The sequence below is a fragment of the Enterobacter sp. 01-M-03-SI-ECC genome (assembly GCF_047530215.1).
GTDB classification, from domain to species: domain Bacteria; phylum Pseudomonadota; class Gammaproteobacteria; order Enterobacterales; family Enterobacteriaceae; genus Enterobacter; species Enterobacter chengduensis.
This window is the reverse complement of sequence record NZ_JBLKDA010000012.1, coordinates 14691-41628: the sequence shown is the minus strand read 5'-3', so window position 1 is coordinate 41628 and position 26938 is coordinate 14691. Positions and strand designations below refer to the sequence as shown.

The following is a 26938-nucleotide window of genomic DNA, read 5'->3' as shown; positions in this document are numbered from 1 at the left end:
AGTTCGTGATAACTAAGGTGTTGAATGAAAACACAAAGGCGGACGGGTCTACTAATAGACCAGAAATATATGACCCGGCGAGGCGGCAAGATATGTTGAATTTACGTTAAATCAGAGTCTACAGCTAGACCATTAAAGAGTTGTATTCACCAAAATGATTATATAAATTTTAACCAGTCAGTCAGAAAGACCTTATGAATTTAATTAAAAATAAATGAATTCCCGGTGATTCATTTATCAACTTTCTGCTGCGTGAGTTTCAATAATAAATAAAGTTATCCCGTTAACAGGAAAATGAAGATGATGAAAAAGAATATTATTTTAGCGATGGTAGCGACAGGTTCTGCCCTAATGATGGGCAATGCACTTGCTGCTGCAGGAACCGTTAATTTTAACGGTAACATTCTGGATTCCGCCTGCGATGTTGCGGTTGCCTCTCAAAACCAGGTGGTGGTATTAGGCGATTACAATAAAACAGAGTTTCCGGCAACAGGCTCCAGAACGGCGGCAACGAAATTCGATATCGTCCTGAAGAACTGCCCGGTCACGGTCAACAGTGCCAAAGTCCGTTTTGACGGCACGCCTGACCTGACTAACGCCGATCTGCTGGCGATTGATACCTCCGTCGCCGGCGCGGCAACGGGCGTTGCTATCAATTTGATGACCGCCGATAAGGCGGACCTGCCGCTGCACGGCAGTAACAGCTATAGCTATGCGTTAAGCAGCAGCGCCGATAATACGCTCAATTTCTATGCGCAGTATATTTCAACGGCGGCATCGGTGACTGCCGGTCCTGCAAACTCCGTGGCTAATTTCTCCGTTGTTTATAACTAGTCATTAAGCAGAATTCGAGTCGGTTCCACGACGTTCTGCGTGGGGGCAGCTGCTGCCCCCGTGTTTCAAGAGGTGTAACATGAATTTTATTAGCAAGGCCCTGCTCATTACTGCCGCCCTGACGGCAGCGTGTTCGAACGCTTTTGCAGGGGTCATTATTGGCGGAACCCGCGTCATTTTTGACGGGGGGAAAAAAGAGGCGTCAATCAGCATTAATAATGCCGACAGCATGCCTTACTTAATCCAGTCCTGGGTTGAGATGCCAGAGGGTAATGCTAATAAAACGCCTTTTATTATTACGCCGCCTTTATATCGACTAGAGGGCGGTCAGCAAAATATTGAGCGTATTTTACTTTCGGGTTCGCTGCCTCAGGATAAAGAAAGCCTTTTCTGGCTGAATATTAAGGCGATACCGTCTGCCTCTAAACAGGCAAACTCGCTGCAAATTGCCGTGAAAACCCGCATCAAGCTGATTTATCGTCCGGCAGGTCTGAAGGCGTCAACACCGGAAGACCAGGCGAATAAATTAAGGTGGTCGCGTAGCGGAAATCAGCTGATGGTCACCAACCCCACGCCCTATGTCATCAACTTTAATGAAATAAGCGTCGGTAATAAAAAGCTGGATCAGGTTTCGTGGGTGGCGCCTGGCGCAATGGCGGCATTTACCTTACCCGCAGGTGCCGAGGGTAAAAATATTTCATTCAAAGTCATTAATGATTACGGCAGCCCGGGAATATTACATCAGGCCAACTTTTAATTTATCAAAAGCGGCGATCCTCATATCAGATCAGGTTAATGATGATGGCAATGAAAACGAGAAAAATGCAGCCTGCGCGTCTGGCAATCTCTATCGCCTTTGCGCTGGTGAATGCAGTGCAGACGGTTTATGCCCGCGATTCTTTCAACGCCGAACTGGTTGAACTGGACAACCCGGGCGCGGGTAAAGCTGATTTATCTGCTTTTGAATCAGGTTCGCAGGCACCAGGGAAATACCACGTTGACATCATCCTTGACGACCAGCTCATTGAGACCCGCGATATTGATTTTACCCTGGAGAAAGGTGGGGAAGAGGGCGATAGCCTCCGGCCCTGTCTGAGTATTGAACAGCTTAACGGATGGGGCGTCAAAACCGCGCTTTTTCCCGACTTAGCCAGCAAGGGTGGATCCTGCGTCAACCTGCGGGCGATCCCTCACGCCAGCACCGATTTTCAGTTTGCCGCACAGCGGCTGATTATCAGCATTCCCCAGGCCGCCATTGACCTGCCGGCACGCGGGTATGTCTCGCCCGCGCTGTGGGATGAAGGGATGACCGCCGCCATGCTGAATTACAGCCTGAGTGGCGCAAACAGCTGGGCAAAACAAAACGGCAGCGAAAACAGCCACGGTCAGTATGCCAACCTGCGCCCGGGCCTCAACGTTGGCCCCTGGCGACTGCGAAATTACACCACCTGGTCGCGGGATGAGTCCGGCCAGGACAAATGGGATACCGTCTACACCTACGCTCAGCGGGCCATCATTCCGCTGAGGGCGCAGCTCACTCTTGGGGATAGCGCCGCGCCAGCCGACGTGTTCGACAGTATGCCGTTTCGCGGCGGACAGCTGGCTTCGGATGACGACATGCTCCCGGATTCGCTGAAAGGCTATGCACCCGTGGTACGGGGAATTGCGCGTACCAATGCCCAGGTGGTGGTGCGCCAGAACGGCTATCAGATTTATCAGACCTACGTGGCGCCGGGCGCTTTTGAGATTGCCGATATGTACCCCACGGGCGGGGCCGGGGATCTGGACGTCACCGTAAAAGAGGCCGACGGCAGCGAGCAGCATTTCACCCTCCCGTACGCTTCATTACCGGTGTTACAGCGCGAGGGACGGTTCAGGTATGCGCTAACCGGCGGGCAATACCGTTCCTATAACGGCAGCGTGGATAAGACGCCTTTCGGGCAAATCACGGGCATTTATGGTTTGCCCTATGGGCTCACGCTCTACGGCGGGCTGCAGGAGTCGAGCAAATATCAGTCGATCGCCACAGGGGTCGGGAAAAACATGGGGGATGTCGGCGCCATTTCTGCGGACATGACTCAGGCGTGGTCCACTCCGCAGGGCGGTGAGAAATCCAACGGTCAGTCCTGGCGCGCGCGCTACAGCAAAAGCGTTGTGGCTACCGGCACCCACTTTTCGATTGCGGGCTACCGCTACTCGACCCGCGGTTACTACGGCATGCAGGAGATCCTCGATTCCTGGGGTGACAGCGCCGCGCTTCAGGACCGTCGCCGCAACCGGGCCGAGCTGACGATGAGCCAGACCCTGGGTGCCGGCCTGGGCTCGCTGACGCTGAGTGCCGCCCGCGAAGACTACTGGAATTCCGGTAAAACGATGGCGTCATACAGCCTGGGTTACAACAACGACTGGCACAACATCAGTTACGGCATCACCTGGACCTACAGTAAAAACGGCAGCGCGGGCGCAAGTGATGGCAATAAACGCTACGACCACGACCAGCTCCTGGCCTTTAACGTCAGTATTCCGCTTGAGACATTTTTGCCGCAAACATGGGCTAACTATGGCGTGAGCACCAGCAAGAATAGCGGCACCACGCACAATATCGGCCTGAACGGCGTGGCGCTGGAAAACCACGCCCTGAACTGGAACGTGCAGCAGGGATACGGCTCGGACGGCGTTGGCTACACGGGCAATATGAACGGTGATTATAAGGGCACCTACGGTGAAGTCACTGCAGGCTACAGCTATGACAAACACAGCGAGCGTCTTAACTACGGCCTGCAGGGCGGGATCCTGGCCCATCAGGACGGAATGACGTTCTCCCAGCCCCTGGGTGAGACCAATGTTCTGATTCGCGCCCCGGGCGCGCGCGGCGTAGATATTCGCAATCAGCCGGGCGTCAGAACGGATTACCGCGGGTATACGGTGGTCAGTCATCTCTCCGTTTACCGTAAAAACGACATCACGCTTGCCCCGGAAAGCCTGCCGGATGACGTTGAGCTGGATATTAACACCCGGACGGTGACCCCAACGCGTGGCGCGCTCGTTTTGGCGGACTATACGGCGAAGGTGGGGCGGCGGGTGTTATTTAACTTAATGCATAACGGCCATGCTGTTCCCTTTGGCGCAATGGCAAGCCTGAAAGGCGCCGACGGCAGCAGCGTTATTGTTGGCGATAAAGGCCAGGCCTATCTCACCGGCCTGGCGAGTCAGGGCACCGTCCTCGTCGCCTGGGGAGCGGAAAGCGATCGGCAGTGCCATGCGCCTTACGCGCTTTCCCCAGCGCCGTCGGCGGGGGGAATTACCGAAATTAACGTCACTTGCCTTTAGGGTTTTTAAAATGCGCTTAATTTACATGCTATTCCTGCTGTCGATCGCAGCAGGCTGGAACAGTGCCCGGGCTGGAACCTGTACGACAATTACGCCGCAGGAATCCACGCTGTCCATCGGCACCCTGACGGTACAGCGCGATGTCGCGGTGGGCACGGTGATATTTTCGCGCAATGCGACGGTGACATCGTCATATTTAACCGGCTGCACCAATCCATTAATGCTGGGATTTAGCATGCGATACCTTAATGCGACGCCGAGCTCGTATGGTAATCATGTCTATGACACCAACGTAAGCGGCATTGGCGTGCGTTTTTCTTCGGGGAATTATTTTGAAAACCCGACCAATGCCTTTTCCTATAACGCGCAGGCCAGTTATGTCGAATGGTGGGGCGGTAAAATAGAACTTATCGTTACCGGACCGGTCGCGTCAGGAGCGCTGACGCCGGGCGTGCTGGGCGTGGTGATGCTGCAGGGCAGTGACGGCGTTTACCGTGATGGCCTGACGACCACCCTGCTGGGCGGAACCATTAACGTACTGGCCTGCACTATTACAACGCCGCAGCTGACGTTTCCGATAGGGGATATCTCCGCCGCGGTTTTTGGCTCAACGGTAGGCACCACGCCTGCGGGGGCCCAAAATACGCAGAATCTTGGGCTTAACTGCGATGCGGGAGCTAACGTCAACGTATCGCTCAGCGGTATTCAGCATCCTGACGTGGCGACGACGAGCGTGCTGGCGCTGACGGGGCAAGGCAGCACCGGCACGGCGAAAGGCGTTGGCGTTCAGCTGCTCTACAACGGTACGCCTCTTTCACTCAACGCGCGTCTGCCGTTAAAACTCGCGGCTGGCGGCCAGGAAGCGTTCCCCTTAACGGCGCGGTATTACCAGACGCAAACGACGGTAGAGCCCGGCACCGCAAATGCGTCAGCAACCTTAAATTTGACCTACCAGTAAAGGGGATGACGATGAATATCATGCGCACGGCAGCGTTCCTCGCGGCGGTAATAAGCGGCCATGTTATTGCCGCGGACAGCGTTAACGTCAGCGTCACCGGCAATATTGTTGCCTCTCCCTGCATATTTAATGGAGGGAATTCCCGTCTGGACGTTAATCTCGGCAATATTCAGGCGACCAATATGGTTACGCCGGGATCGCTTTCCGATCCGGTTGCCTTTGATTTGTTGTTCACTCTTTGCCCGGTGGGCACCCGCAGCGTAACCGCAACCTTTAGCGGAACGCCCGATCCGGTTGCCGGCGCTGGCTACTACAAGAACAGCGGCACGGCGGAAAACGTAGCCATTGCGATGATGGCAATGGGCAGCGATGTGCCCCTGGGGACGGGATCAAGCCTCACGCAAAATATTGCTGCAGACCGAACGGCGACGTTACCCATGCAGGCGAGGGTTAAATCGGTTGCGGGTGGTGCAACGCCGGGGACGATTAGCGCGGCTGTCGTTCTTACCCTGCAGTATAACTGATACGCTTTTGACTAATGGAGATAACATGTCTTTTATCCGCCTTATGTTGAAGGGATGTATCGTTCTGGTCCTGCTGTCGTCAATTATCTGGGCCTTTAAAGAGCCGGTGATTAAAACGACCGACTGGGACCAGAGCGATAATGCACTTGCGAAAATTGAGTGCCATGCGATCGCCGACCTGTAATCAACTAAAACGTCTACCTTAACTCTTTATTTTTAACGATGCCGTGGCATAAAAATGGTCAATATTTTAATAAGCGAGACTGACATATTGTTCCAGTCTGGCCTGCAGTATTTATTTAGGGATTTTTTCTCACATGTCGCGCAGCAGGACGTAACATTTACATTTGATTTTACAGCGGACAGTATCAGCACGGCTGATGTCATTGTGCTTGCGCTGTGCCAGGGTGAATACTTTACCTGTTTTCCCGAGCTGCAGGCGCGCCGACAGGGCATCATCATCGGGATTGTCGAAGAGGATGCCGGGGTAAAAGCGCTGCCATCCTGCTTTCAGGATATTATTTTCATTTCAAGAAGAGCGCCCCTGTCGCAGGTACGTCTGGTGCTCCTTAACGCCTGGCGGATAGCCCTGTTAAATAAATACCGGCATCCTTCCTTTTCATGTTTTGAATGCCAGCAGAAAACATTATCACCCCAGCAGGTTCGCATTATGATTGGCTTCTATAAAGGGTTGACGGTGACCGACATAGCGAATGAGCTATGCATCAGTGATAAAACGGTTTTTACGCATAAATATATGCTGATGCATAAATTTCATTTACGCAGTGATTATGAATTAATAAAGCTGCTTAACAGAATGGCAGAGAAGAATAGCTGGGAAAATATCTTTCACCAGTATCTGAACCGATAATATCCAGGATTGATATGTTGACTCGTCTCGCTGATAACACGGTGGCGCTAGCCCTTTGTCTTTTTTGCTGTCCGGCATTTTCTGCGGGGCTGGTGGTTAATGACCGCGCCCTGCGTGACGATCTGGCATGGTTGTCCGACCGCAAGTTAATCCGCCTTGACCTCTCAACGTGGCCCCTGAGTGAGGCCGCAATACAAAATGCGCTGTTAACGCTCCGCGCCAGCGAGGATCCCGTTAATCAGCGGGTTATTCACCGGATTCAAAAACGGTTACGGCAGCTCAAAGCGTCGGTACAGGTTTCGGCTTTTGCCGCGACGGGTCGCGACCGGCTTCCGGCGGGTATGGACGCAGAGCATACCGCGGGACAGTCGTTTAGCGCGGCTATCGGCATGAATGACAGTGACTGGGATATTACCCTGAAGGGAAATGTTGAAAGAAGGCAGTGGATCGCCGACGCGTCCAGCGTTAACCCAAACGGCAGCTATGCGGCGTGGCGTCTGGCTAACCAGTGGTTAAGCTTCGGCGAGATCCCGCAGTGGTGGGGCCCTGGAAATGATGCCAGCCTGATCCGCTCTGATTCAGCACGCCCGGTGGTGGGGGTGATGATGCAGCGTGATGAGCCCCTGCCTTTTGAGAGCCCGTGGCTTGCAGGGTTAGGAGCATGGCAATATCAAATTTTTACGGGACAGATCCGACAATATTCGCATCCGGAGCAGCCGAAGCTTTCAGGAGCCAGAGTGGCCTTTGCGCCAGGTAACGCGCTGGAACTGGCGCTTTCCCGCGAGATAATGTGGGGAGGTAAGGGGCGCCCGGAAAACTACGCGTCCTTCCGGGACGTGTTATTCGGGCAGGATAATACCGGAAACCAGAAAAACGATCCGGGAGACCAGCTTGGCGGCATCGATTTTCGCGTGCATTTAGCCAGCCTGCTCGCTATGCCGGTGAGCCTGTATGGCCAGGTTGTGGGTGATGATGAAGCGGGATTTTTGCCCTCCCATAATACCTGGCTGGGCGGCATAGAAGGGCACAATGTCGCGGGAAATAGCCAGATTAACTGGGCGCTTGAAGCGGCGGATACCCGTTCGCAAATGAAAGAGACCGGGACGATCTATTATCACTACTGCTATCACGGCGGTTTTTATCAGCAGGGCTGGCCGCTGGCCGATGCGCTGGGCGGCGACGGCACGCAGTTCGCGGCGCGCGTGGAGTGGGTTTTTGAGAACGATCGGCGGTTTAGCCTGCGTGGCGTAAGGGCTCGACTGAACCGTACGTCTCAGTCGTTTAACCAGGCTTATCCCCGTAACGAGACGCTGCAAGGGATCGAGGCGTCCTGGCTGACGCCGATCTCCGATGGCGTGACGGTATCTTCAGGAGCATGGTTCACGCAGAGCGACCGGGAGCGTAACGATACGGGCCTCTGGCTGCAGCTTTTCTTGTACAGTGAACCCTGATTTATCGCGAAGCCGTCGTCCGTGCCGGGCAGGCGACACCGCCGCCCGGCATTTTACTCAGACATTTACGGCATTAATCAACCGCGTTTTCATCGTCTGATAAGAGGATGCGGCAAAATCCTCCGCCCAGCGCTGGTCCTCTATCGCCTCCAGCTGCACCGCGCAATACTTTGTTTCCGGCGTTTTGGAGATGGGATCGAGATTATCCTGAGTCAGCTCGTTGCAGGCGCCAATCCACCATTGATAGGTCATATAGACGGCCCCGGCGTTGATGCGCTCGCTGATGCTGGCGCGGGTAATCACTTTGCCGCGTCGCGAACGCACCCAGACCAGTTGACCCTCCTCTATGCCCCGTTTTTCCGCATCGGCAGGATGCAGCTGCACCCGACCCGGCTCGTCGGCCAGGCTCTGCAGCGCGGCGCAGTTCCCGGTCATCGAGCGGCAGGAGTAGTGTCCCACTTCACGTACCGTACAGAGCACCAGCGGGAAATCCGCATCCGGGGTTTCCGCCGGCGTGCGCCACGGTGCGGCGAAGAGCTGTCCTTTACCGGTTGGGGTGTCGAACTGATTGCCTTTGTACAGGTACGGCGTGCCGGGATGATCCAGCGTCGGGCACGGCCACTGCACGTGACCCATCTCGCCCATTTTTTCATACGTCACGCCGTAGAAGAGCGGGCACAGCTCGCGCATCTCATCCCAGATCTGCTGGTCGGAGTCGTACTGCATCGGGTATCCCATCTCGGTGGCGAGCAGGCTGATGATTTCCCAGTCGCGCTTGACGTTGCCGCTGGCTTCAATGGCTTTGCCAAAACGCTGGAATCCCCGGTCGGCGCAGGTAAAGACGCCGCCGTGTTCACCCCAGGAGGTGGCAGGCAGCAGAACGTCCGCCACTTCTGCCGTTTTGGTCATAAAGATGTCCTGAACCACGACAAAGTCGAGCGCCTCAAAGCCGCTGCGCACCAGGCCGAGATCGGCTTCGGTCTGAAGCGGATCTTCCCCCATGATGTAATAGGCCCTGATCTTGCCTTCCAGCGCCAGGTGCGGCACTTCGGTAATGCGCGTCCCGACCCGATCGTCCATTTTATTGACGTCGATTCCCCAGGCGTCGGCGAACTTCTGCCTGACCGCCGGGTCGGTCACCTCCTGATAGCCGGGGAACATGTTCGGCAGTACGCCCATATCGCAGGCGCCCTGGACGTTGTTTTGGCCTCGCACCGGCCCGACGCCGACGGCAGGGCGGCCGAGGTTGCCGGTCAGCAGCGCCAGGCTGGAAAGCCCTTTGACCACATCCACAGCCTGACCAAACTGGGTCACGCCCATCCCCCACATCACGGTAGCGGAAGGGGCCGCCGCGAAGGTGCGCATCGCCTGGCGAACGTCGCGGGCGGGAATGCCGGTAAGATGCTCAACCTTTTCAGGCGCATAGTCCTTAACCGTTTGCCGGTAGGCCTCCAGTCCTTCCGTAAAGCGCGCCACGTAGTTCTTGTCGTAAAGCTCCTCTTCCAGCAGCACGTAGCCAAAGGCGTTAACCAGCGCCATGTTGCTGCCGTTTTTCAGCTGCAGATGCTGGTCGGCGATACGCGCCGTTTCGATGCGTCGCGGATCGCAGACGATAATCTTTGCGCCGTTTTCACGCGCTTTCAGCACCCGGCGGGCAACGATAGGGTGGGAGTCCGCGCAGTTATAGCCGAATATCAGCAGGCATTTTGAGTGTTCAATATCGTTGATGGCGTTGCTCATTGCGCCGTTGCCGAGCGTTTCCTGTAAACCGGCCACGGATGGGCCATGGCAGACGCGCGCGCAGCAGTCCACGTTGTTGGTGTTCAGCACCGCGCGGGCAAATTTTTGCATCACGTAGTTCGTTTCATTACCGGTTCCACGGGAGGATCCGGTGGTCATGATCGACCGCGGACCGTGCTGTGCTTTAATGCTGCCGAGCCTGTGGGCGGTGTAGCGGATAGCCTCTTCCCAGGTAACGGGGGTGAATGCCTCGCCTTTGTGGTAGCGGATCATCGGCTGGGTCAGGCGTGGGGTGAGCAGACGGGTATCGTTAAGGAAGTCCCAGCCGTAAAATCCTTTCAGACAAAGGGTACCCTGGTTTGTGACGCCCTCTGCGGCTTCGGCACGAATGATACGGTTATTTTCAACGACAAGGTTTAATTTACAGCCTGCACCACAGTATGGGCAGACGCTGGCGATCTTTTTCATCAATAACAGACCTGTTAAGAAATGAAGCAAAGTTGACTGGTGGATCCAGTCCCGTAAGCGGAGGTAAGCAGGAACCGTGCCAGCTTGATTTTGCTTGTTTTACAGGGCGTGATGGGGGAGGTCGCGTGTCATCGTCAGAGCGATCGTCAGTTTTGACGATGACACGTGGGGGGAGTGGAGAGAATGAGCTTACAGATCGTCCATCGTGTAACCCACCACGATTTCCAGCGTTTTACGAATTACATCCGCCTGAACCACGTCGTGGGTGGCTTCGAGCGTCTGGATCAGCCAGAGGATGATCGCTTTATTGGACAGATGGCCTTCTGAGGCCAGGACACAGCGTACTGCAGTAGAAAAAACAGCGGACTCTTCAGCAAAACGATCGCCTGCGTGACGGAAATATTCCGACAGCGCACTGTCCAGGAAAGCAGAATGGAATTCGGGTTGAAGCTGAATATTTTGTCTCATTTGTTCTCACCGTAGCTGTTAAGTTGCAGTCAATGTATTTTTTTGGGGTCGGACGGTTTTCCACTTCCAAATAACGGCACGACATTGTCTCTGTTATCGTTGAGAGGTCCCTCTCTTTTCGTTCGTCCTTGCGCGGTTCTGCGACGTGTAAAGGCGGTGCTGTTTGAGCCGATCTCGGCAATCACCACCGCAAGTGTCTCCCGCCGCCGGGGATCCTTTTCATGATCTTTCATTACCCGCAGACGCTGCAGCAATCCTTCGGTTGTCACTGGCCCCCGCTCTTTCAGGAGTGAAAGAACGGCCTCACCGATTAGCTGGTCGATCAGTCTTTCTGCGTCACTGCTATTCATAACCTCACCGTTCGAAGAGCAGACCAAGCAGCATGTGGTAATGCTCTTCCTCTTCCGGCCCATCGGCCTTTTCGAGGCGGCTGAGCAGTTTGGTACAGAGCGATTTGCGATTAAGGTTTCGCCCGTCGCTGAGAATTTCGACAACTACCTGGCCCAGCGTCTCCTGTTGGGTAGGAAGCGTCGCCTTTTCGAAGTACTGTGCGATCGCTGCTGCCGAATCTGAGACGTAACCTTTCTGCTGCATGTTTCGCTCCTGTAAAATTTTGTAATCACTAACGTTACAATTAAGGTATACATTATTTCTAAATCTGTACATAGAAAATGTACAGTTTTTTAATTTTTTTATGATATATTTTATAAAATCCTTATTTTTCATCATATTAAAATCCTGTCACGAAGCGGTAACGTTACAGAATATATTGTACAAAAAGGCTGGCCGCTGATAAGTTGTACATCGCTGAAAAAAGTATCATTAACTGCCGTAAACGATTGAGATGTAAATTATTTGTCGGCCAATTAATGTGCTATAAATGATTCTTATCCACCTTTTTGGTGGTCAAAACCCTAACCCCAGGAAAAGCATGCTCACTACCATCATTTACCGCAGTCATATCTGCGAGGACGTTCCGGTGAAAGCGCTGGAATCAATGGTCGCTGCTGCAAATAGTAAAAATCGGCAATCCAATGTCACGGGGATCCTGCTGTTTAACGGCACACATTTTTTTCAATTGCTTGAAGGGCCAGTGGAACACGTGTCTGCCATCTATGAGCAGATCTGCAACGACCCGCGCCACCATAACGTGGTAGAGCTGATGCGCGATCACGGGCCTGTCCGACGCTTTGGCAACGTGGGTATGGAGCTTTTTGATTTGCGCAACTTCGACAGGGACGAGGTACTGCAGCAGGTGCTGAACAAAGGCACGACGCGCTACCAGCTGACGTATAACGATCGCCCTCTGCAGTTTTTCCGCACCTTTGTTGAGGCCACGGAAAAAGCCAACTACTTTGAGCTGCCGCCGGCGGATTCATGGGATTTCGTTCCCGAAGAGACGGCCTTGTCCGCGCAGCCGGAGGTGGTCGCGAAGGGGGCAGACTGCAGCTTTGCGTTTCAGCCGATAGTTGACCCGTTTATGCAGCAGGTCGTCTCCTGGGAGGCGCTTATCCGCACGCCTGACGGCGACTCGCCGGGAGCCTATTTCGCTCATCGCCCCGACGTCTATGCCTCGGATTTACAAAGCAAACAGGTGGCGCTCGCCATGGCCAGCGCGCTGGGGCTGCAGAACCAGACGCTATCCCTGAACCTGCTGCCCATGACGCTGGTTAACATCCCCAACGCCGTGGATTTTCTGCTTACCGCGATTGAGGCAAACGGGTTTGTACCCGAGCAAATTGTGGTGGAGTTTACCGAAAGTGAAGCCATTTCCCGTTTTGACGAATTCACCGATTCGGTCAGGCAGCTTAAAAGCGCCGGCATCAGCGTGACGATCGATCACTTTGGCGCCGGTTTTGCGGGACTCCAGCTGCTGGCCCAGTTCCAGCCGGACAGAATTAAGATTAATCGCGATCTGGTGGCAAACGTGCATAAAAGCGGTCCCCGGCAGGCCATCATTCAGGCGATTATCAAATGCTGCTCCTCGCTTGAGATCCAGTTCTGCGCGGTGGGCGTGGAGAAGGCGGAAGAGTGGATGTGGCTGGAATCTGCCGGAATTTCCCAATTCCAGGGCCATCTTTTTGCCAGCCCCCGGCATGGCGGTATTCCGGCGATTGCGTGGCCTGAGAAAAAGTTCGAATTCTGATAAAGCTGTACATGCCAGGCAGAGTTAACTGTACGAATGGCAAATTTTATACAACAATGTATTAACAGGTGAAGGGGCAAGCAGCCCGTTCACCTGAGCAAAAAGCGGTCTTAGTTATACAAATGATATGTACAATCTGATAAGGTTGGTGTAGTTAGGTATGGAAGTTCTGAGCGTGAGGGAGTTAATGGCCTATTACAGTATCGGCGAAGTGGCCGAACGATGCGGTATCAACCCCGTTACGCTGCGTGCCTGGCAGCGCCGTTATGGATTGTTGAAGCCGCAGCGCAGCGAAGGGGGTCATCGTCAGTTTGACGATGAAGATATCCTGCGTATTGAAGAGATCAAACGCCTGATGAAAAGCGGCGTTTCGGTCGGAAAAGTGAAAGCCTTGCTGGAAAACAAGGAAGTGGTGACGCAGGGCAACTGGGTCTCTTTCCAGGAAGAGATGATGACCGTTTTGCGTTACGCCAGCCCGGCAAAGCTGCGTGCCAAAATAGCCGAGTTCCGCCGCGATCACGCGACGGACGCGCTGATTGACAATATCATCTCACCCGTCCGTCAGCGAATGAACCAGGATCAAAATACCGTGCGTCACATGGCGAGCCTGCTCGACGGCGTATTGATTGAATTCGCGATCGCCATCCTGGCGGAGTCCCGAAAAAAAGCCGGTAAAGACGCTCTCCTGATTGGCTGGGAATGCGACGATCGCACCCACCTGTGGCTGGAAGCCGCGCGCCTGTCACAGAAAGGCTGGCATATTGACGTCCTGGCAGAACCCATTGATTCGCCGCGTCCTGAACTGTTCCCGGGGCAAAAAATCTTTGTCTGGACGGGAAAATCCCCCACGCCCCGGCAGCAGGAACAGCTCGATCACTGGCGAGAACAGGGATTTGCTGTCACCTTTCATCACTGAGTGTAAGAGGCCTTGAGGGCCTTTTTTTATATCCGGCGATACGACAAGAATATTTGCGAAGAGGTATTGCACAAGTGCTCCTGTCATATCGTCGATCTTTTCCTGGAGAGTAAAATCAAATTTAAGTATTTTTAATCCCACAAACTATCAGTGGTTAATATCATAATTTCCTACTTACTTGCTTAAAGGAACTAAGAATGAGTTGGAATAAAGACGCTGCTGTTTCACACCTCCGGTCACGCGCTCTCGGTCGCTCCCATAATGAATGTGCTACCTTTACCAGGGAGGCTATAGCTGCTGGTGGTATACGGCTCGAGAGAACGCTAAATGCAAAAGACTATGGGCAATCATTATTGCGAGCGGGATTTCGTGAAGTTCCGCCGGGTTCAACGTTATTGAGCGGTGATGTCGCTGTTATCCAACCCTATCCGGGAGGGAACGCCAGCGGGCATATGACCATGTATGATGGGACGCAATGGATCTCCGATTTCCGACAGCACAGCATGTACCCCGGCCCGGGATATCGCGCGGCTCAACCTGCCTTCAAAATTTACAGGATGAATTGATGCGAGCCGCAATAGTTTTATGCACCTGCTTGCTATTCGCTTGCTCAGTTAAGCCGGATCAGAGTGCTCAGACGCGAGTGCATTCTTTTTACTCCACTTATCTGATGTCTCTTACCAGTAGCGATAATGCATATTCGCCTTCTGAGCTGCGCGAATATGTCTCTGCCGACACGCTCAAAAGACTGGATGATATTGAGTCGATACCCGAACAGGATCTTATTGGATCTGATTACTTCGCCTATGCGCAGGACTATGATCCCTCTTGGGTATCGGCGCTCACTGTCGGTGACGGCAAACCTTTTATGGGCGGTGAGATTTTGCCCGTATGGATTGGCAAGGAATACGGAGGTAAGTTAGCCCTTCAGGTATTCGTTCGGCGTGAATCTGGCCTATGGAAGATATACAGGGTCCGTGATGTGACCGATAACTATGAACATCCAATATTTAATGCTGGAGCGATCGCGCGCGCCAAGTCGGCTGCTGAAAGTGGCTTTTAAACGGTAAGCATCATAAGCCCCGGTATCCGCGGGGCTTTTTGTTTCCTGCTCCGGCCAATTCGCCCGAAAAATTCACGCTTGAATCTACAAAGAACAACATTGGTTTTGGCAAGGCAAACAATGGGTTAGAGAATTTGTTGATGCATAAACATACGATATGGAAAGTTATTGTCTGATGTTTGATAGCAGTAAGTCTTTGATTTTACGATAATCACCTGCTTTGATAGGGATAAAACAATCTATCTCAAAAATAGGCATTTCCGATGCATATTTTACCTTTCTTCTGTTCACCTTAAACCACATAACAAAATGCATTATTAATCAATGCATTGAACAATTAAATCCAACCTGCCTGCATCCTGCCACAGGGTCTATGCTTAATAAAAGTAGTCAAAAAGGGCGGTTTAGCCGAAAGCCCCTGCTGACAGGGGGTTGAAGTGATAATCGTTATCACTAACATGGTGTTATGCCCTGATGGCTTATCCGATGAGGTGGACCTATGGAACTGCATTCAGAAACCTTTAATCCTGCCGATTTTGCCTGGCGCGGTTTAACGCTCACGCCAGCGGCGGCGGCACATATTCACGAGCTGGTGGCGAAAAAGCCCGAGATCCTCGGCGTGCGCTTGGGCGTCAAACAGACCGGCTGCGCGGGTTTCGGCTACGTGCTCGATACCGTCACCGAACCTGAAAAAGATGACCTCGTGTTTGAGACCGACGGCGCGAAGCTGTACGTCGCGCTGCAGGCCATGCCGTTCATAGATGGTACCGAAGTGGACTACGTCCGCGAAGGCTTAAACCAGTTATTCAAATTTCATAACCCGAAAGCCCAGAACGAATGCGGCTGCGGCGAAAGCTTTGGGGTATAGGCGGAACTATGTCTCGTAATACTGAAGCAACGAGTGAAGTAAATACCTGGAGCGGCGGGCACCTCAACTATAAAGAGGGGTTCTTCACCCAGCTGCAGACCGATGAGCTGGCAAAAGGCATCAACGAGGACGTCGTGCGGGCGATCTCGGCGAAACGTAACGAGCCCGAGTGGATGCTTGAGTTTCGCCTGAGCGCCTTCCGCGCGTGGCTGGAGATGGAAGAGCCGCACTGGCTGAAAGCGCATTATGACAAGCTGAACTATCAGGACTATAGCTACTACTCGGCGCCGTCCTGCGGCAGCTGTGACGACACCTGCGCCTCGCAGCCCGGCGCGGTGCAGCAAACTGGCGCAGACAACAGTTTCCTCAGTAAAGAGGTGGAAGAGGCCTTTAACCAGCTGGGCGTGCCGGTGCGCGAGGGGAAAGAGGTGGCGGTAGACGCTATTTTCGACTCCGTCTCGGTGGCGACCACCTACCGCGAGAAGCTGGCAGAGCAGGGGATCATTTTCTGCTCCTTCGGCGAGGCGATTCACGATCATCCTGAACTGGTGAAAAAGTACATCGGGACCGTGGTGCCCTCAAACGACAACTTCTTTGCGGCGCTCAACGCGGCGGTGGCCTCTGACGGCACCTTTATCTACGTGCCGAAGGGCGTGCGCTGCCCGATGGAGCTCTCCACCTATTTCCGCATCAACGCGGAAAAAACCGGCCAGTTCGAACGGACGATCCTGGTCGCGGATGAAGGCAGCTACGTCAGCTACATCGAAGGGTGCTCCGCCCCGGTCCGCGACAGCTACCAGCTGCACGCGGCGGTGGTGGAGGTCATCATCCACAAAGATGCCGAGGTGAAATACTCCACGGTGCAAAACTGGTTCCCGGGAGACGGCAATACCGGCGGTATCCTGAACTTCGTCACCAAGCGCGCGCTGTGCGAAGGCGAAAACAGCAAGATGTCGTGGACCCAGTCGGAAACCGGCTCCGCCATCACATGGAAATACCCGAGCTGCATCCTGCGCGGGGATAACTCCATCGGTGAGTTTTACTCGGTGGCGCTGACCAGCGGCCATCAGCAGGCCGATACCGGGACCAAGATGATCCACATCGGCAAAAACACCAAATCCACCATTATCTCGAAAGGGATCTCTGCCGGGCATAGCCAGAATAGCTATCGCGGGCTGGTGAAAATCATGCCGACGGCCACCAATGCGCGAAACTTTACCCAGTGTGACTCGATGCTGATTGGCGCAGACTGCGGGGCCCATACCTTCCCGTACGTTGAGTGCCGTAATAACACGGCCCAGCTTGAGCACGAGGCGACCACGTCGCGGATTGGTGAAGATCAGCTCTTCTACTGCCTGCAGCGCGGGATCGGCGAAGAAGACGCGATCTCGATGATCGTGAACGGCTTCTGTAAGGACGTGTTCTCTGAACTGCCGCTGGAATTTGCCGTTGAAGCCCAGAAACTCCTCGCCATCAGTCTTGAACACAGCGTCGGTTAAGGAAAGCACATGTTAAGCATTAAAGATTTACAGGTTAGCGTAGAAGATAAAGCCATCCTGCGTGGCCTCAATTTTGACGTCAAGCCGGGCGAAGTCCACGCCATCATGGGGCCGAACGGTTCCGGGAAAAGTACGCTTTCTGCAACGCTGGCGGGCCGCGAAGATTACGAGGTGACCCACGGCTCGGTCGAGTTTAACGGGAAAAACCTGCTGGAGATGTCGCCGGAAGATCGCGCGGGAGAGGGCATCTTTATGGCCTTCCAGTACCCGGTAGAAATTCCGGGCGTCAGCAACCAGTTCTTCCTCCAGACGGCGCTGAACGCGGTGCGCAAATATCGCGGGCTGGAGGCGCTGGATCGCTTCGACTTCCAGGACCTGATGGAAGAGAAGATTAAGCTGCTCAAAATGCCGGAAGATCTGCTGACCCGTTCGGTAAACGTGGGTTTTTCCGGCGGGGAGAAGAAGCGTAACGACATCCTGCAGATGGCGGTTCTGGAGCCCGAGCTGTGCATTCTGGATGAGACCGACTCCGGTCTGGATATTGATGCCCTGAAGATTGTTGCTGACGGGGTGAACGCCCTGCGCGATGGCAGGCGCTCGTTCATTATCGTCACCCACTACCAGCGCATTCTGGACTACATCAAGCCGGATTACGTCCACGTGCTTTACCAGGGGCGAATTGTGAAATCCGGTGATTTCACGCTGGTTAAACAACTGGAGGAGCAGGGGTATGGCTGGCTTACCGAACAGCAGTAATGCGCTCCAGCAGTGGCACAGGCTGTTTGAAGCCCAGGGCGGCACGCGCTCCGAGCAGGCGCAACAGCATCTGCAGCAGATGCTGCGTCTCGGCCTGCCGACGCGCAAGCATGAGAACTGGAAATATACCCCGCTTGATGGCCTGCTGAACGCCGAGTTTGTGACCCGTCTGGCGGATCTCTCGCCTGCGCAGCGCGACGCGCTTGCTCTGCGCGTGGATGCCGTGCGCCTGGTGTTTGTCGACGGCGAATACCGTCCGGATCTGAGCGACGCTCCCGAGGCGAGCGGATTTGAGGTGGAGGTCAACGACGATCGCCAGTCCCTGAGCGCCCCGGTTCAGCCCGAAGTTTTCCTGCACCTGACCGAAAGCCTGGCCCGCAGCGTGACGCACATCCGCGTGAAGCGGAACCAGCGTCCGGCGAAAGCGCTGGTGCTGATGCACGTCACCCAGGGTCTGGACGGCGACGAAATCAACACCGCGCACTATCGCCACCATCTTGAGCTGGCGGAGGGGGCGGAGGCCACGGTTATCGAACATTACGTCAGCCTCAACGATACCCGTCACTTTACCGGGTCGCGCCTGACGATGAACGTGGCGGCTAATGCCCAACTTCACCACGTCAAGCTGGCGTTTGAGAATGCGCAGAGCCATCACTTTGCCCATAACGACATTATTCTGGGTCAGGACGCCGCGGCGTACAGCCATAGCTTTCTGCTCGGCGGAGCGGTGCTGCGCCACAACACCAGCACGCAGCTTAACGGTGAAAACACCACGCTGCGCATCAACAGCCTGGCGATGCCGGTCAAGTCAGAGGTCTGCGACACGCGCACCTGGCTGGAGCACAACAAGGGCTACTGCAACAGCCGCCAGCTGCACAAAACCATCGTCAGCGACAGAGGCCGCGCGGTATTTAACGGCCTGATCAACGTGGCGCAGCACGCCATTAAAACTGACGGGCAGATGACCAACAACAATCTGCTGCTGGGGCGCCTGGCGGAAGTGGACACTAAGCCGCAGCTGGAGATCTACGCCGACGATGTGAAGTGCAGCCACGGCGCGACGGTCGGGCGCATCGACGACGAGCAGATGTTCTACCTGCGTTCCCGCGGCATCGACCAGCAGGCGGCGCAGAAAATGATTATTTATGCGTTTGCCGCCGAACTGACGGAAGCGCTGCACGATGGCGAGTTAAAACAGCAGGTGCTGGCGCGAATCGGTCAGCGTCTGCCTGGAGGCAAAGCATGAGTTTTCCCGTCGAGAAAGTGCGGGCAGATTTTCCGGTTCTGACCCGTGAAGTGAACGGTCTTCCGCTGGCCTATCTGGACAGCGCTGCAAGCGCCCAGAAGCCGAATCAGGTGGTGGATGCGGAGGCCGAGTTCTATCGCCACGGCTACGCCGCCGTGCACCGCGGTATTCATACCCTGAGCGCCGAGGCGACCCAGCGGATGGAAAACGTGCGCACGCAGCTGGCCGCCTTCCTCAATGCCCGTTCACCTGAAGAGCTGGTCTTCGTGCGCGGAACCACCGAAGGGATCAACCTGGTTGCCAACAGCTGGGGCAACGCGCAGGTCCACGCGGGGGATAACATCATCATCACCCAGATGGAGCACCACGCCAACATCGTGCCGTGGCAGATGCTCTGCGAGCGCGTGGGGGCGCAGCTTCGGGTGATCCCGCTGAATGCCGACGGGACGCTGCAGCTCGAGCAGCTTGACGCGCTGCTGGATGACCGCACGCGGCTGGTGGCGGTTACCCAGGTCTCCAACGTGCTGGGGACGGAAAACCCGGTGGCAGAGATCGTCACAAAATCCCATCGGGCGGGCGCAAAGGTGCTGATTGACGGCGCCCAGGCGGTGATGCACCACGCGGTTGACGTCCAGGCGCTGGACTGCGATTTCTACGTGTTCTCAGGCCATAAGCTTTACGGGCCGACCGGGATTGGCGTGCTGTACGTGAAGGAAGACATCCTGCAGGCGATGCCGCCGTGGGAAGGGGGCGGGTCGATGATCGCCACCGTCAGCCTGACGGAAGGCACCACCTATGCCCGCGCGCCGTGGCGTTTTGAGGCGGGCACGCCCAACACCGGCGGGATTATCGGCCTGGGCGCGGCGGTCTCTTACGTCTCTGCAATCGGCCTTGACGCCATTCAGGAGTACGAACAGCTGCTGATGCACTATGCGCTGGCGGAGCTTGCCAGCGTACCGGATCTGACCCTCTACGGGCCTGCTAACCGGCAAGGCGTGATTGCGTTTAATCTTGGGAAGCATCACGCCTATGACGTGGGCAGTTTCCTCGATAATTACGGCGTGGCGGTCCGTACCGGGCACCACTGCGCCATGCCGCTGATGGCGTTTTACCAGGTACCGGCCATGTGCCGCGCGTCGCTGGTGATGTACAACACAACGGAAGAGGTCGACAGGCTGGTGGCGGGGCTTAAGCGCATTCACCAGCTGCTGGGCTAACGGAGAGGCATACGATGGCGGAACTGCCGGACAAAGATAAACTGCTGCGCAACTTCTCGCGTTGCGCAAACTGGGAAGAGAAGTATCTGTATATCATTGAGCTGGGACAGCGCCTGCCCCCGCTCGGTGAAGAGGCGCATAGCCCGGAGAATAGCATTCAGGGCTGTCAGAGCCAGGTGTGGATTGTGATGGCGCAGTCGGATGACGGCACTATCGAATTACGCGGCGACAGCGATGCGGCCATTGTTAAAGGGCTTATTGCGGTCGTCTTTAGCCTTTACCAGCAGATGTCGGCGCAGGATATTGTCGCGTTCGATGTCCGCCCGTGGTTTGAAAAAATGGCCCTGACCCAACACCTCACCCCGTCCCGTTCCCAGGGGCTGGAAGCGATGATTCGCGCCATTCGCGCCAAAGCTGCAATCCTTAGCTAGACTTACAGAACAGCATTCATTCTGTTTCGCGAGGTGGTTCCCGCCTCGCTGGTTTTTCAGCTTTCTGGCGTTCTGTCAGTGAATAAGGAATCTCAGCATGAAGCGCGCGTCTCTCATCACTCTTTTACTCCTCAGTTCGCTCGGTGCCCTTAATTCGGCCCGCGCGATGGACTATCCGCTGCCGCCCGCAGGCAGTCGCCTGATTGGGCAAAATCAAACCTACACGATACAGGAAGGGGATAACAAGCTGCAGACCATTGCCCGCCGGTTTAACACGGCGGCGCAGGTGATTCTGGAAACCAACAATACCATTGCGCCGGTCAACCCCGCGCCGGGAACCGTTATTACCATTCCATCGCAGATGCTGCTGCCGGACACGCCGCGCGAGGGTATAGTGGTGAACCTCGCAGAGCTGCGGCTCTACTACTTCCCGCCGGGAGAAAACATCGTTCAGGTTTTCCCGCTCGGCATTGGCCAGCTGGGGCTGGAAACGCCGGTGACGACCACGCGCGTGAGCCAGAAAATCCCTAACCCGACCTGGACACCCACGCCAGGCATTCGCGCTCGCTCTCTCGAGCAGGGAATTAAGCTGCCGCCAGTTGTGCCTGCTGGGCCAAACAACCCGCTGGGACGCTTTGCGCTGCGTTTAGGCGTGGGCAATGGGGAATATCTTATCCACGGCACCAGCGCGCCGGACAGCGTTGGCCTGCGGGTCAGCTCGGGCTGTATGCGGATGAATGCCCCGGACATTAAAGCCCTGTTCGAACAGGTGCGGGTGGGCACGCGGGTGCAGATTATCAATGAACCGGTGAAGTTTTCCGTGGAGCCGGATGGGAAGCGCTATATTGAGGTCCACCGCCCGCTGGCGCAGGTTGAGGGAGAAAACCCGCAGGTCTCGCCCATTACCCATTCCGCAGACTTTGCGACCTTTGTTTCTCAGGCGGGAAGCGATAAGGCACTGATTGAGAAAGCCCTGTCACGTCGTGCCGGGATCCCGGTTGTCGTGTCGTCCGGCAGCAGCCCGTCGGCCAGCAATAGCGTATTGTCGGTGCAGAACAGTCGCGTATCTGCCGCGGTAGCGGAAGAGGAAGGGGAGAAGGTGACGCAGTAGCCGTGTAATGCAGGCAAAAAAAAATGGCGCACAATGTGCGCCATTTTATTAACAGGTACTATTACTTACGGTATTTAGTAGCCTGGTTGTCCAGACGCTGGTTAGCGCGAGCTGCGTCGTCTTTAGCAGCCTGAACGTCGGAACGGATTGCGTTCACGTCGTTGCTCAGCTGGTCAACTTTAGCGTTCAGAGTCTGAACGTCAGAAGACAGCTGATCGATTTTAGCGTTGCTGGAGCAACCAGCCAGCAGAGTAGAACCCAGGATTACCGCGCCCAGTACCAGTTTAGTACGATTCATTATTAATACCCTCTAGATTGAGTTAATCTCCATGTAGCGTTACAAGTATTACACAAAGTTTTTTGGGTTGAGAATATTTTTTTGATGGGAATACACCTATTTTTGATCGTTCGCTCAAAGAAGCATCGAATCGGCCCTTTTTGAGCAAAAATCTATGTAAAAAAAGGCATTTATCATCGGATTCATCTTAGATAATTCGCAATTAAATAGAAAAACCCGATTTGCAATCTGAATGACTTTGGCTAATGCCGGGAATAAAAAAAGCGCCCATTGGGCGCTTTTTATCAAAATTAATGCGTTCCTGAATTATTACAGCACGTGAACGGATGCCGTATTGGTCGTTCCGCTTGGTACCAGCGCACCTGAAACCATCACCACAACGTCGCCTTTCTGTGCCAGACCGCTTTCCAGAGCCAGCGCTTTACCCTGAATGTAGAAATCGTCAGTAGAGGCGATCTCTTTGACCAGGTGGGCCACAACGCCTTTGCTCAGCACCAGCTGACGCGCGGTGGTTTCGTTGGTGGTCAGGGCCAGGATAGTGGCATCCGGGAAGTATTTACGCACTGCACGTGCAGATTTACCGCCCTGAGTTGCAACCACAATCAGCGGTGCTTCCAGTTTCTCAGCGGTTTCTACCGCACCGCGGCAGACTGCTTCGGTGATGCGCAGCTTGCGGCTGTCGTTGTTGAAGTCCAGACGGCTGGTCATCACGCGGTCGGTACGTTCGCAGATGGTCGCCATGATGCCGACCGCTTCCAGCGGATATTTCCCTTTGGCGGATTCGCCGGACAGCATAACGGCATCGGTGCCGTCGAGGATGGCGTTAGCCACATCGCCTGCTTCTGCGCGGGTTGGGCGTGGGTTTTTGATCATGGAGTCCAGCATCTGCGTGGCGGTGATAACCACTTTACGCGCGCGCACACACTTCTCGATCATCATCTTCTGCGCGAAGATCACTTCTTCAACCGGGATTTCAACGCCCAGGTCACCACGTGCAACCATGATGCCGTCAGACGCTTCGAGGATTTCGTCGAAGTTGTTCAGGCCTTCCTGGTTTTCGATTTTGGAGATGATCTGGATCTTCTCGCCGCCGTGCGCTTTCAGGTGCTCACGGATCTCAACCACGTCGGAACGCTTACGGATGAAGGACGCTGCAACGAAGTCAACGCCCTGTTCGCAACCGAAGATCAGGTCCTGTTTGTCTTTTTCAGCCAGTGCTGGCAGCGCGATAGAAACGCCCGGCAGGTTAACGCCTTTGTTTTCGCCCAGGTCGCCGTTGTTCAGCACTTTACAGATAACCTTGTTACCTTCGATCGCGGTGACTTCCATACCGATCAGACCATCGTCGACCAGCACGGTGTTGCCGACGGACAGATCGCTGGTGAAGCCTTCGTAGGTCACGGCAACGATTTCGCTGTTACCCACAACGGATTTGTCGGTAGTGAAGGTGAAGGTCTGACCCGCTTTCAGAGAGACGTCGTTGCCGCCTTCCAGCTTGATGGTACGGATTTCAGGACCTTTGGTATCCAGCAGGATGGCGGCTTTTTTACCGGTCTTGCTCATCACGTTGCGCAAGTTCTGGATGCGCTGGCCGTGTTCAGCGTAATCGCCGTGGGAGAAGTTCAGACGCATCACGTTCATGCCGGCGTCCAGCATTTTGCTCAGCATCTCTTCAGATTCGGTTTTCGGGCCGATAGTACAAACAATTTTCGTCTTTTTCATGACAGTCTTAGTCTTTAAGTTGGGAAGGATATGGAAATCTCGCTCCGGGGGCGCACCGCCGCGGAGTCAAACCTGTGTTGCAAAAGAGTATATGACACGCACTAAGGATAGGAGACATCAAATGAGCGTGCAGAAGAAAGTGTGCCTGAGTGACAGCCCAACGAAGGAGAGGAGAAGTTGTACGTTGTTTTTTGTATTCCAAGCGCTGAAACCATTCACCAGGGATTTGGCGCGCATTATACGCTGATTTTAGGATAAAAGGAAAATGGAAACGGTGTTTCAGAAATAATCTGTGCAGTTTCACATAATATTGTTATCAAGGCGTTAAGCCATGATGACAACTTATGGCGGCAGGGGATTGACCTGCCGCAAATTGCTTATTTTTGCAGCGCCTGACTGAGGTCGGCAATCAGGTCTTTGGGATCCTCAATCCCCACGGACAGACGGATCAGCTGCGGCACAATGCCGTTTGCCAGCCGCTGCTCCAGCGGAATTGACGCGTGCGTCATGCTGTAAGGCTGGCTCACCAGACTTTCCACGCCGCCCAGGCTTTCCGCGAGGGTGAACAACTTCAGGCTGCGGATCACCTCCGTGGCGCGTTGCGCATCGCCTTTTACCACCACGGAAATCATCCCACCGGGCAGCGCCATCTGCGTGCGGGCAAGCTGATACTGCGGATGCGATTCCAGGCCGGGATAGAACACCTTTTCCACCAGAGGATGCTGCGCCAGCCATTGCGCAATCGCCAGCGCGTTGCTGCTGTGCTTTTCGACCCTTAGCGAGAGCGTGCGAATACCGCGCAGGGTCAGGAAGCTGCTGAACGGATCCAGGACGCCGCCCACCGCGTTCTGCAGATAGCCGAGCCTGTCCGCCAGCGCGGGGTTATCTCCGACAATCGCCAGTCCGGCCACCACGTCGGAATGTCCGTTCAGGTATTTGGTGGCGGAGTGCACCACGATATCGAAACCGGACTCCAGCGGACGGTGGATCACCGGCGATGCGAAGGTGTTATCCGCCACGCTGATGACGTTATGACGACGGGCAATCGCCGCGATGGCCGCCAGATCGGCTAACTTCAGCAGCGGGTTGGTTGGCGTTTCGACCCAGACCATACGGGTATCCGGGCGGATGGCGGCCTCAAGCCCGGCTAAATCGTCCGGTTTAACCCAGCTGACCTGCAGGCCGGTGCTGCGCTTGCGCACGTTTTCAATCAGGCGATACGTCCCGCCGTAAACGTCATCAATGGCGACGATGTGGCTGTCTTTATCCAGCAGTTCGAGCACCGTTGAGATAGCCGCGAGCCCGGAGGCGAAGGCGTAGCCGCGCGTGCCGCCTTCCAGTTCGGCAATGGCGGTTTCCAGCGCATGGCGGGTGGGGTTGCCGCTGCGGGAATACTCATAGCCGGTATGCTCGCCGGGTGACGGTTGCGCAAACGTCGAGGTGGCGTAAATCGGCGGCATGACGGCGCCGTGCTGGTCGTTAAACTCGCCGCTGTGTACGCTCAGGGTGGCCAGGTTTTTCATCATCTGTTCCTTTATTGCTGAAGACGGTTGCGCCAGGCGGTCAGAACGTCGCTGCGCGTAATCAGACCGAGAAAACGGTCGTTGTCATTAATCACGGCCACCAGGCCGCGGTCGAAGATGGCGTGCAGGGCGCTCTCCGGGGCTCGTTTATCAAGAAACTCGACCTGACGCGTCATGGCTGCCGTCACCGGGAGCGCGAAGCGATCGCCGTCGCCGCCGATATGCCGCAGGAGATCCCACTCGTCGATAATGCCCACCACCTTGCCGTTATCCAGCACCGGCAGCTGGGAGATGTCGTACAGGCGCATGCGTGCCAGTACGGTGGAAAGCGTGTCGTCCGGGGCGGCGGTCACGGTGGCACCTTCATCGTGGCGCAGAGCGATGTAGTCGGAGAGATCGCCGGCCTGAGGGCGCGTGATGAGCCCCTGCTGGCGCATCCAGTCATCGTTGAACATCTTCGAGAGATATTTATTTCCGCTGTCGCAGGCGAAGGTCACCACGCGTTTCGGCGTGGTCTGCGCCTGGCAATACTTCAGGGCCGCCGCCAGCAGCGTTCCGCTGGAGGAACCTGCCAGAATGCCTTCCGTTTTCAGCAGATCCCTCGCGGTGGTGAAGGCTTCACGGTCGGTGATGCGCCAGGCGCGATTCACCCCTTCGATATGGGCCAGAGGGGGAATAAAGTCTTCGCCAATCCCCTCAACCAGCCACGAGCCCGCGTCGTGGTAGCGTCCGGTCTCTACCTGGTCGGCCAGAACAGATCCGGCCGGGTCAGCCAGCACAAACTCCGTGTGCGGAGAGTGCTCGGCGAACCACGCCTGCAGGCCGCCCAGCGTACCGCCTGAGCCGACGCCCACCACGATGGCGTCGATCTTGCCGTCGAGCTGTTCATAGAGTTCCGGCGCCGTGGTGGTGCGGTGCGCCAGCGGGTTGGCTTCGTTGTTGAACTGGTCGATGTAAAACGCGCCGGGCAGTTCGTTCGCCAGACGCTGGGCGTAATCCTGGTAATAGGCGGGATGGCCCTTGTTGACGTCGGAGCGGGTCAGCACCACCTGAGCACCCAGCGCGCGCAGGTGGAAAATCTTCTCGCGACTCATTTTGTCCGGCACCACCAGGATCAGCGAGTAGCCTTTCTGGGCGGCGATCAGGGCCAGGCCGAGGCCGGTATTGCCCGCCGTGGCCTCAATAATCGTGCCGCCCGGCTGCAGCTGGCCGGTGCGCTCCGCTTCGTTAATCATCGACAGCGCAACGCGATCCTTAATCGAACCGCCCGGATTTTGGTTTTCCAGCTTCAGAAACAGCGAGCAGGGACCGGTATCAAGCTTGTGCAGCTGAATAAGCGGGGTACGACCAATCAGTTCGGTGACGGAGTGATAAATCGTCATGATGTTTTCCTTTCTGGATGTCATGACGGGATGATAGGGCGGTGAAATTTTCGCAATAAAGAACCATTCACTGCGGTTTAGAACAAAAAAGAATATAAATGCCATTTATGGATGGC

At 55.3% G+C, this 26938-nt stretch carries 27 protein-coding genes; 19 read left to right on the top strand and 8 right to left on the bottom strand.

The features are described from left to right. Nucleotides 1-303 precede the first annotated feature (303 nt). From ACMWKK_RS12825 to ACMWKK_RS12790, 8 genes are all read left to right on the top strand, one after another. Complete coding sequence (locus ACMWKK_RS12825; protein ID WP_112780778.1) at nucleotides 304-834, top strand: fimbrial protein; 531 nt, start codon at nucleotides 304-306, stop codon at nucleotides 832-834. Between the two features lie 79 nt (nucleotides 835-913). Then, a complete protein-coding gene (locus ACMWKK_RS12820; protein WP_112780717.1) occupies nucleotides 914-1591 on the top strand; it encodes a molecular chaperone in 678 nt (225 codons plus the stop codon). Nucleotides 1592-1635: 44 nt separating this feature from the next. Then, on the top strand, nucleotides 1636-4164 hold the full coding sequence (locus tag ACMWKK_RS12815) for a fimbria/pilus outer membrane usher protein (RefSeq protein ID WP_112780716.1): 2529 nt from the start codon (nucleotides 1636-1638) through the stop codon (nucleotides 4162-4164). Nucleotides 4165-4174: 10 nt separating this feature from the next. Then, complete coding sequence (locus ACMWKK_RS12810) at nucleotides 4175-5122, top strand: fimbrial protein (protein WP_112780715.1); 948 nt, start codon at nucleotides 4175-4177, stop codon at nucleotides 5120-5122. 11 nt (nucleotides 5123-5133) lie between these two features. Then, on the top strand, nucleotides 5134-5646 hold the full coding sequence (locus tag ACMWKK_RS12805) for a fimbrial protein (RefSeq protein ID WP_112780714.1): 513 nt from the start codon (nucleotides 5134-5136) through the stop codon (nucleotides 5644-5646). Nucleotides 5647-5671: 25 nt separating this feature from the next. After that, nucleotides 5672-5830 (top strand): hypothetical protein, encoded by a 159-nt coding sequence (locus ACMWKK_RS12800; protein WP_153247015.1) that lies wholly within the window; start codon nucleotides 5672-5674, stop codon nucleotides 5828-5830. A 54-nt stretch (nucleotides 5831-5884) separates the two neighbouring features. Continuing rightward, nucleotides 5885-6517, top strand: coding sequence for a helix-turn-helix transcriptional regulator (locus tag ACMWKK_RS12795; RefSeq protein ID WP_112780713.1), 633 nt, complete (start codon nucleotides 5885-5887; stop codon nucleotides 6515-6517). Between the two features lie 14 nt (nucleotides 6518-6531). Further along, nucleotides 6532-7968, top strand: coding sequence for a capsule assembly Wzi family protein (locus ACMWKK_RS12790; RefSeq protein WP_112780712.1), 1437 nt, complete (start codon nucleotides 6532-6534; stop codon nucleotides 7966-7968). Nucleotides 7969-8025: 57 nt separating this feature from the next. Here ACMWKK_RS12790 and fdhF read toward each other — a convergent pair whose 3' ends face one another. The 4 genes from fdhF to ycgZ all read right to left on the bottom strand — a co-directional run bounded on the left by fdhF (nucleotide 8026) and on the right by ycgZ (nucleotide 11238). Further along, nucleotides 8026-10176 carry a formate dehydrogenase subunit alpha gene (fdhF, locus tag ACMWKK_RS12785; RefSeq protein ID WP_112780711.1) on the bottom strand — a complete coding sequence of 717 codons (2151 nt, stop codon included), beginning with the start codon at nucleotides 10174-10176 and terminating at the stop codon, nucleotides 8026-8028. 189 nt (nucleotides 10177-10365) lie between these two features. Beyond that, entirely contained in the window at nucleotides 10366-10644 is a 279-nt protein-coding gene (locus ACMWKK_RS12780) for a biofilm/acid-resistance regulator YmgB/AriR (protein WP_045327084.1), read from the bottom strand. A gap of 29 nt (nucleotides 10645-10673) precedes the next feature. Continuing rightward, entirely contained in the window at nucleotides 10674-10994 is a 321-nt protein-coding gene (locus tag ACMWKK_RS12775; protein ID WP_045327085.1) for a hypothetical protein, read from the bottom strand. Nucleotides 10995-10998: 4 nt separating this feature from the next. Then, nucleotides 10999-11238: a regulatory protein YcgZ gene (ycgZ, locus tag ACMWKK_RS12770; RefSeq protein ID WP_045327086.1), complete on the bottom strand. Its 240-nt coding sequence runs from the start codon at nucleotides 11236-11238 to the stop codon at nucleotides 10999-11001. 337 nt (nucleotides 11239-11575) lie between these two features. On the opposite strand from ycgZ, the gene ACMWKK_RS12765 reads away from it, so the two are divergent. The 11 genes from ACMWKK_RS12765 (at nucleotide 11576) to ldtE (ending at nucleotide 21897) form a co-directional block, all read left to right on the top strand. Continuing rightward, nucleotides 11576-12790, top strand: coding sequence for a diguanylate phosphodiesterase (locus ACMWKK_RS12765; RefSeq protein WP_045327087.1), 1215 nt, complete (start codon nucleotides 11576-11578; stop codon nucleotides 12788-12790). 187 nt (nucleotides 12791-12977) lie between these two features. Continuing rightward, entirely contained in the window at nucleotides 12978-13706 is a 729-nt protein-coding gene (locus ACMWKK_RS12760) for a MerR family transcriptional regulator (protein ID WP_045327088.1), read from the top strand. A gap of 197 nt (nucleotides 13707-13903) precedes the next feature. Next, the gene (locus ACMWKK_RS12755) at nucleotides 13904-14272 is read left to right on the top strand and encodes an NlpC/P60 family protein (protein WP_045327089.1); all 369 of its coding nucleotides are present in this window, start codon (nucleotides 13904-13906) and stop codon (nucleotides 14270-14272) included. Next, on the top strand, nucleotides 14272-14769 hold the full coding sequence (locus ACMWKK_RS12750) for a YbjP/YqhG family protein (protein ID WP_112780710.1): 498 nt from the start codon (nucleotides 14272-14274) through the stop codon (nucleotides 14767-14769). Before ACMWKK_RS12755 ends, ACMWKK_RS12750 begins: the two co-directional genes overlap by 1 nt. Nucleotides 14770-15268: 499 nt before the next feature. Then, nucleotides 15269-15637, top strand: a complete 369-nt coding sequence (gene sufA, locus ACMWKK_RS12745) for a Fe-S cluster assembly scaffold SufA (RefSeq protein ID WP_008500631.1) — start codon at nucleotides 15269-15271, stop codon at nucleotides 15635-15637. Between the two features lie 8 nt (nucleotides 15638-15645). Continuing rightward, nucleotides 15646-17136, top strand: coding sequence for a Fe-S cluster assembly protein SufB (gene sufB, locus ACMWKK_RS12740; protein ID WP_045327091.1), 1491 nt, complete (start codon nucleotides 15646-15648; stop codon nucleotides 17134-17136). Between the two features lie 9 nt (nucleotides 17137-17145). After that, nucleotides 17146-17892, top strand: a complete 747-nt coding sequence (sufC, locus tag ACMWKK_RS12735) for a Fe-S cluster assembly ATPase SufC (RefSeq protein WP_112780709.1) — start codon at nucleotides 17146-17148, stop codon at nucleotides 17890-17892. Next, complete coding sequence (gene sufD, locus ACMWKK_RS12730; RefSeq protein ID WP_112780708.1) at nucleotides 17867-19138, top strand: Fe-S cluster assembly protein SufD; 1272 nt, start codon at nucleotides 17867-17869, stop codon at nucleotides 19136-19138. The genes sufC and sufD overlap by 26 nt, the downstream gene beginning before the upstream one ends. Continuing rightward, entirely contained in the window at nucleotides 19135-20355 is a 1221-nt protein-coding gene (gene sufS / locus ACMWKK_RS12725; RefSeq protein WP_112780707.1) for a cysteine desulfurase SufS, read from the top strand. The genes sufD and sufS overlap by 4 nt, the downstream gene beginning before the upstream one ends. Nucleotides 20356-20369: 14 nt before the next feature. After that, on the top strand, nucleotides 20370-20786 hold the full coding sequence (gene sufE / locus ACMWKK_RS12720; protein ID WP_008500626.1) for a cysteine desulfuration protein SufE: 417 nt from the start codon (nucleotides 20370-20372) through the stop codon (nucleotides 20784-20786). Between the two features lie 97 nt (nucleotides 20787-20883). Next, nucleotides 20884-21897, top strand: coding sequence for a L,D-transpeptidase LdtE (gene ldtE / locus ACMWKK_RS12715; protein ID WP_112780706.1), 1014 nt, complete (start codon nucleotides 20884-20886; stop codon nucleotides 21895-21897). A gap of 61 nt (nucleotides 21898-21958) precedes the next feature. Here ldtE and lpp read toward each other — a convergent pair whose 3' ends face one another. From lpp to ACMWKK_RS12695, 4 genes are all read right to left on the bottom strand, one after another. Further along, a complete protein-coding gene (lpp, locus tag ACMWKK_RS12710) occupies nucleotides 21959-22195 on the bottom strand; it encodes a murein lipoprotein Lpp (RefSeq protein ID WP_010430241.1) in 237 nt (78 codons plus the stop codon). Between the two features lie 309 nt (nucleotides 22196-22504). Then, a complete protein-coding gene (gene pykF, locus ACMWKK_RS12705; RefSeq protein WP_045284943.1) occupies nucleotides 22505-23917 on the bottom strand; it encodes a pyruvate kinase PykF in 1413 nt (470 codons plus the stop codon). A 377-nt stretch (nucleotides 23918-24294) separates the two neighbouring features. Next, nucleotides 24295-25440, bottom strand: coding sequence for a trans-sulfuration enzyme family protein (locus ACMWKK_RS12700; protein ID WP_112780705.1), 1146 nt, complete (start codon nucleotides 25438-25440; stop codon nucleotides 24295-24297). Between the two features lie 11 nt (nucleotides 25441-25451). Beyond that, entirely contained in the window at nucleotides 25452-26822 is a 1371-nt protein-coding gene (locus ACMWKK_RS12695; protein WP_045327098.1) for a pyridoxal-phosphate dependent enzyme, read from the bottom strand. Nucleotides 26823-26938: the final 116 nt, after the last annotated feature.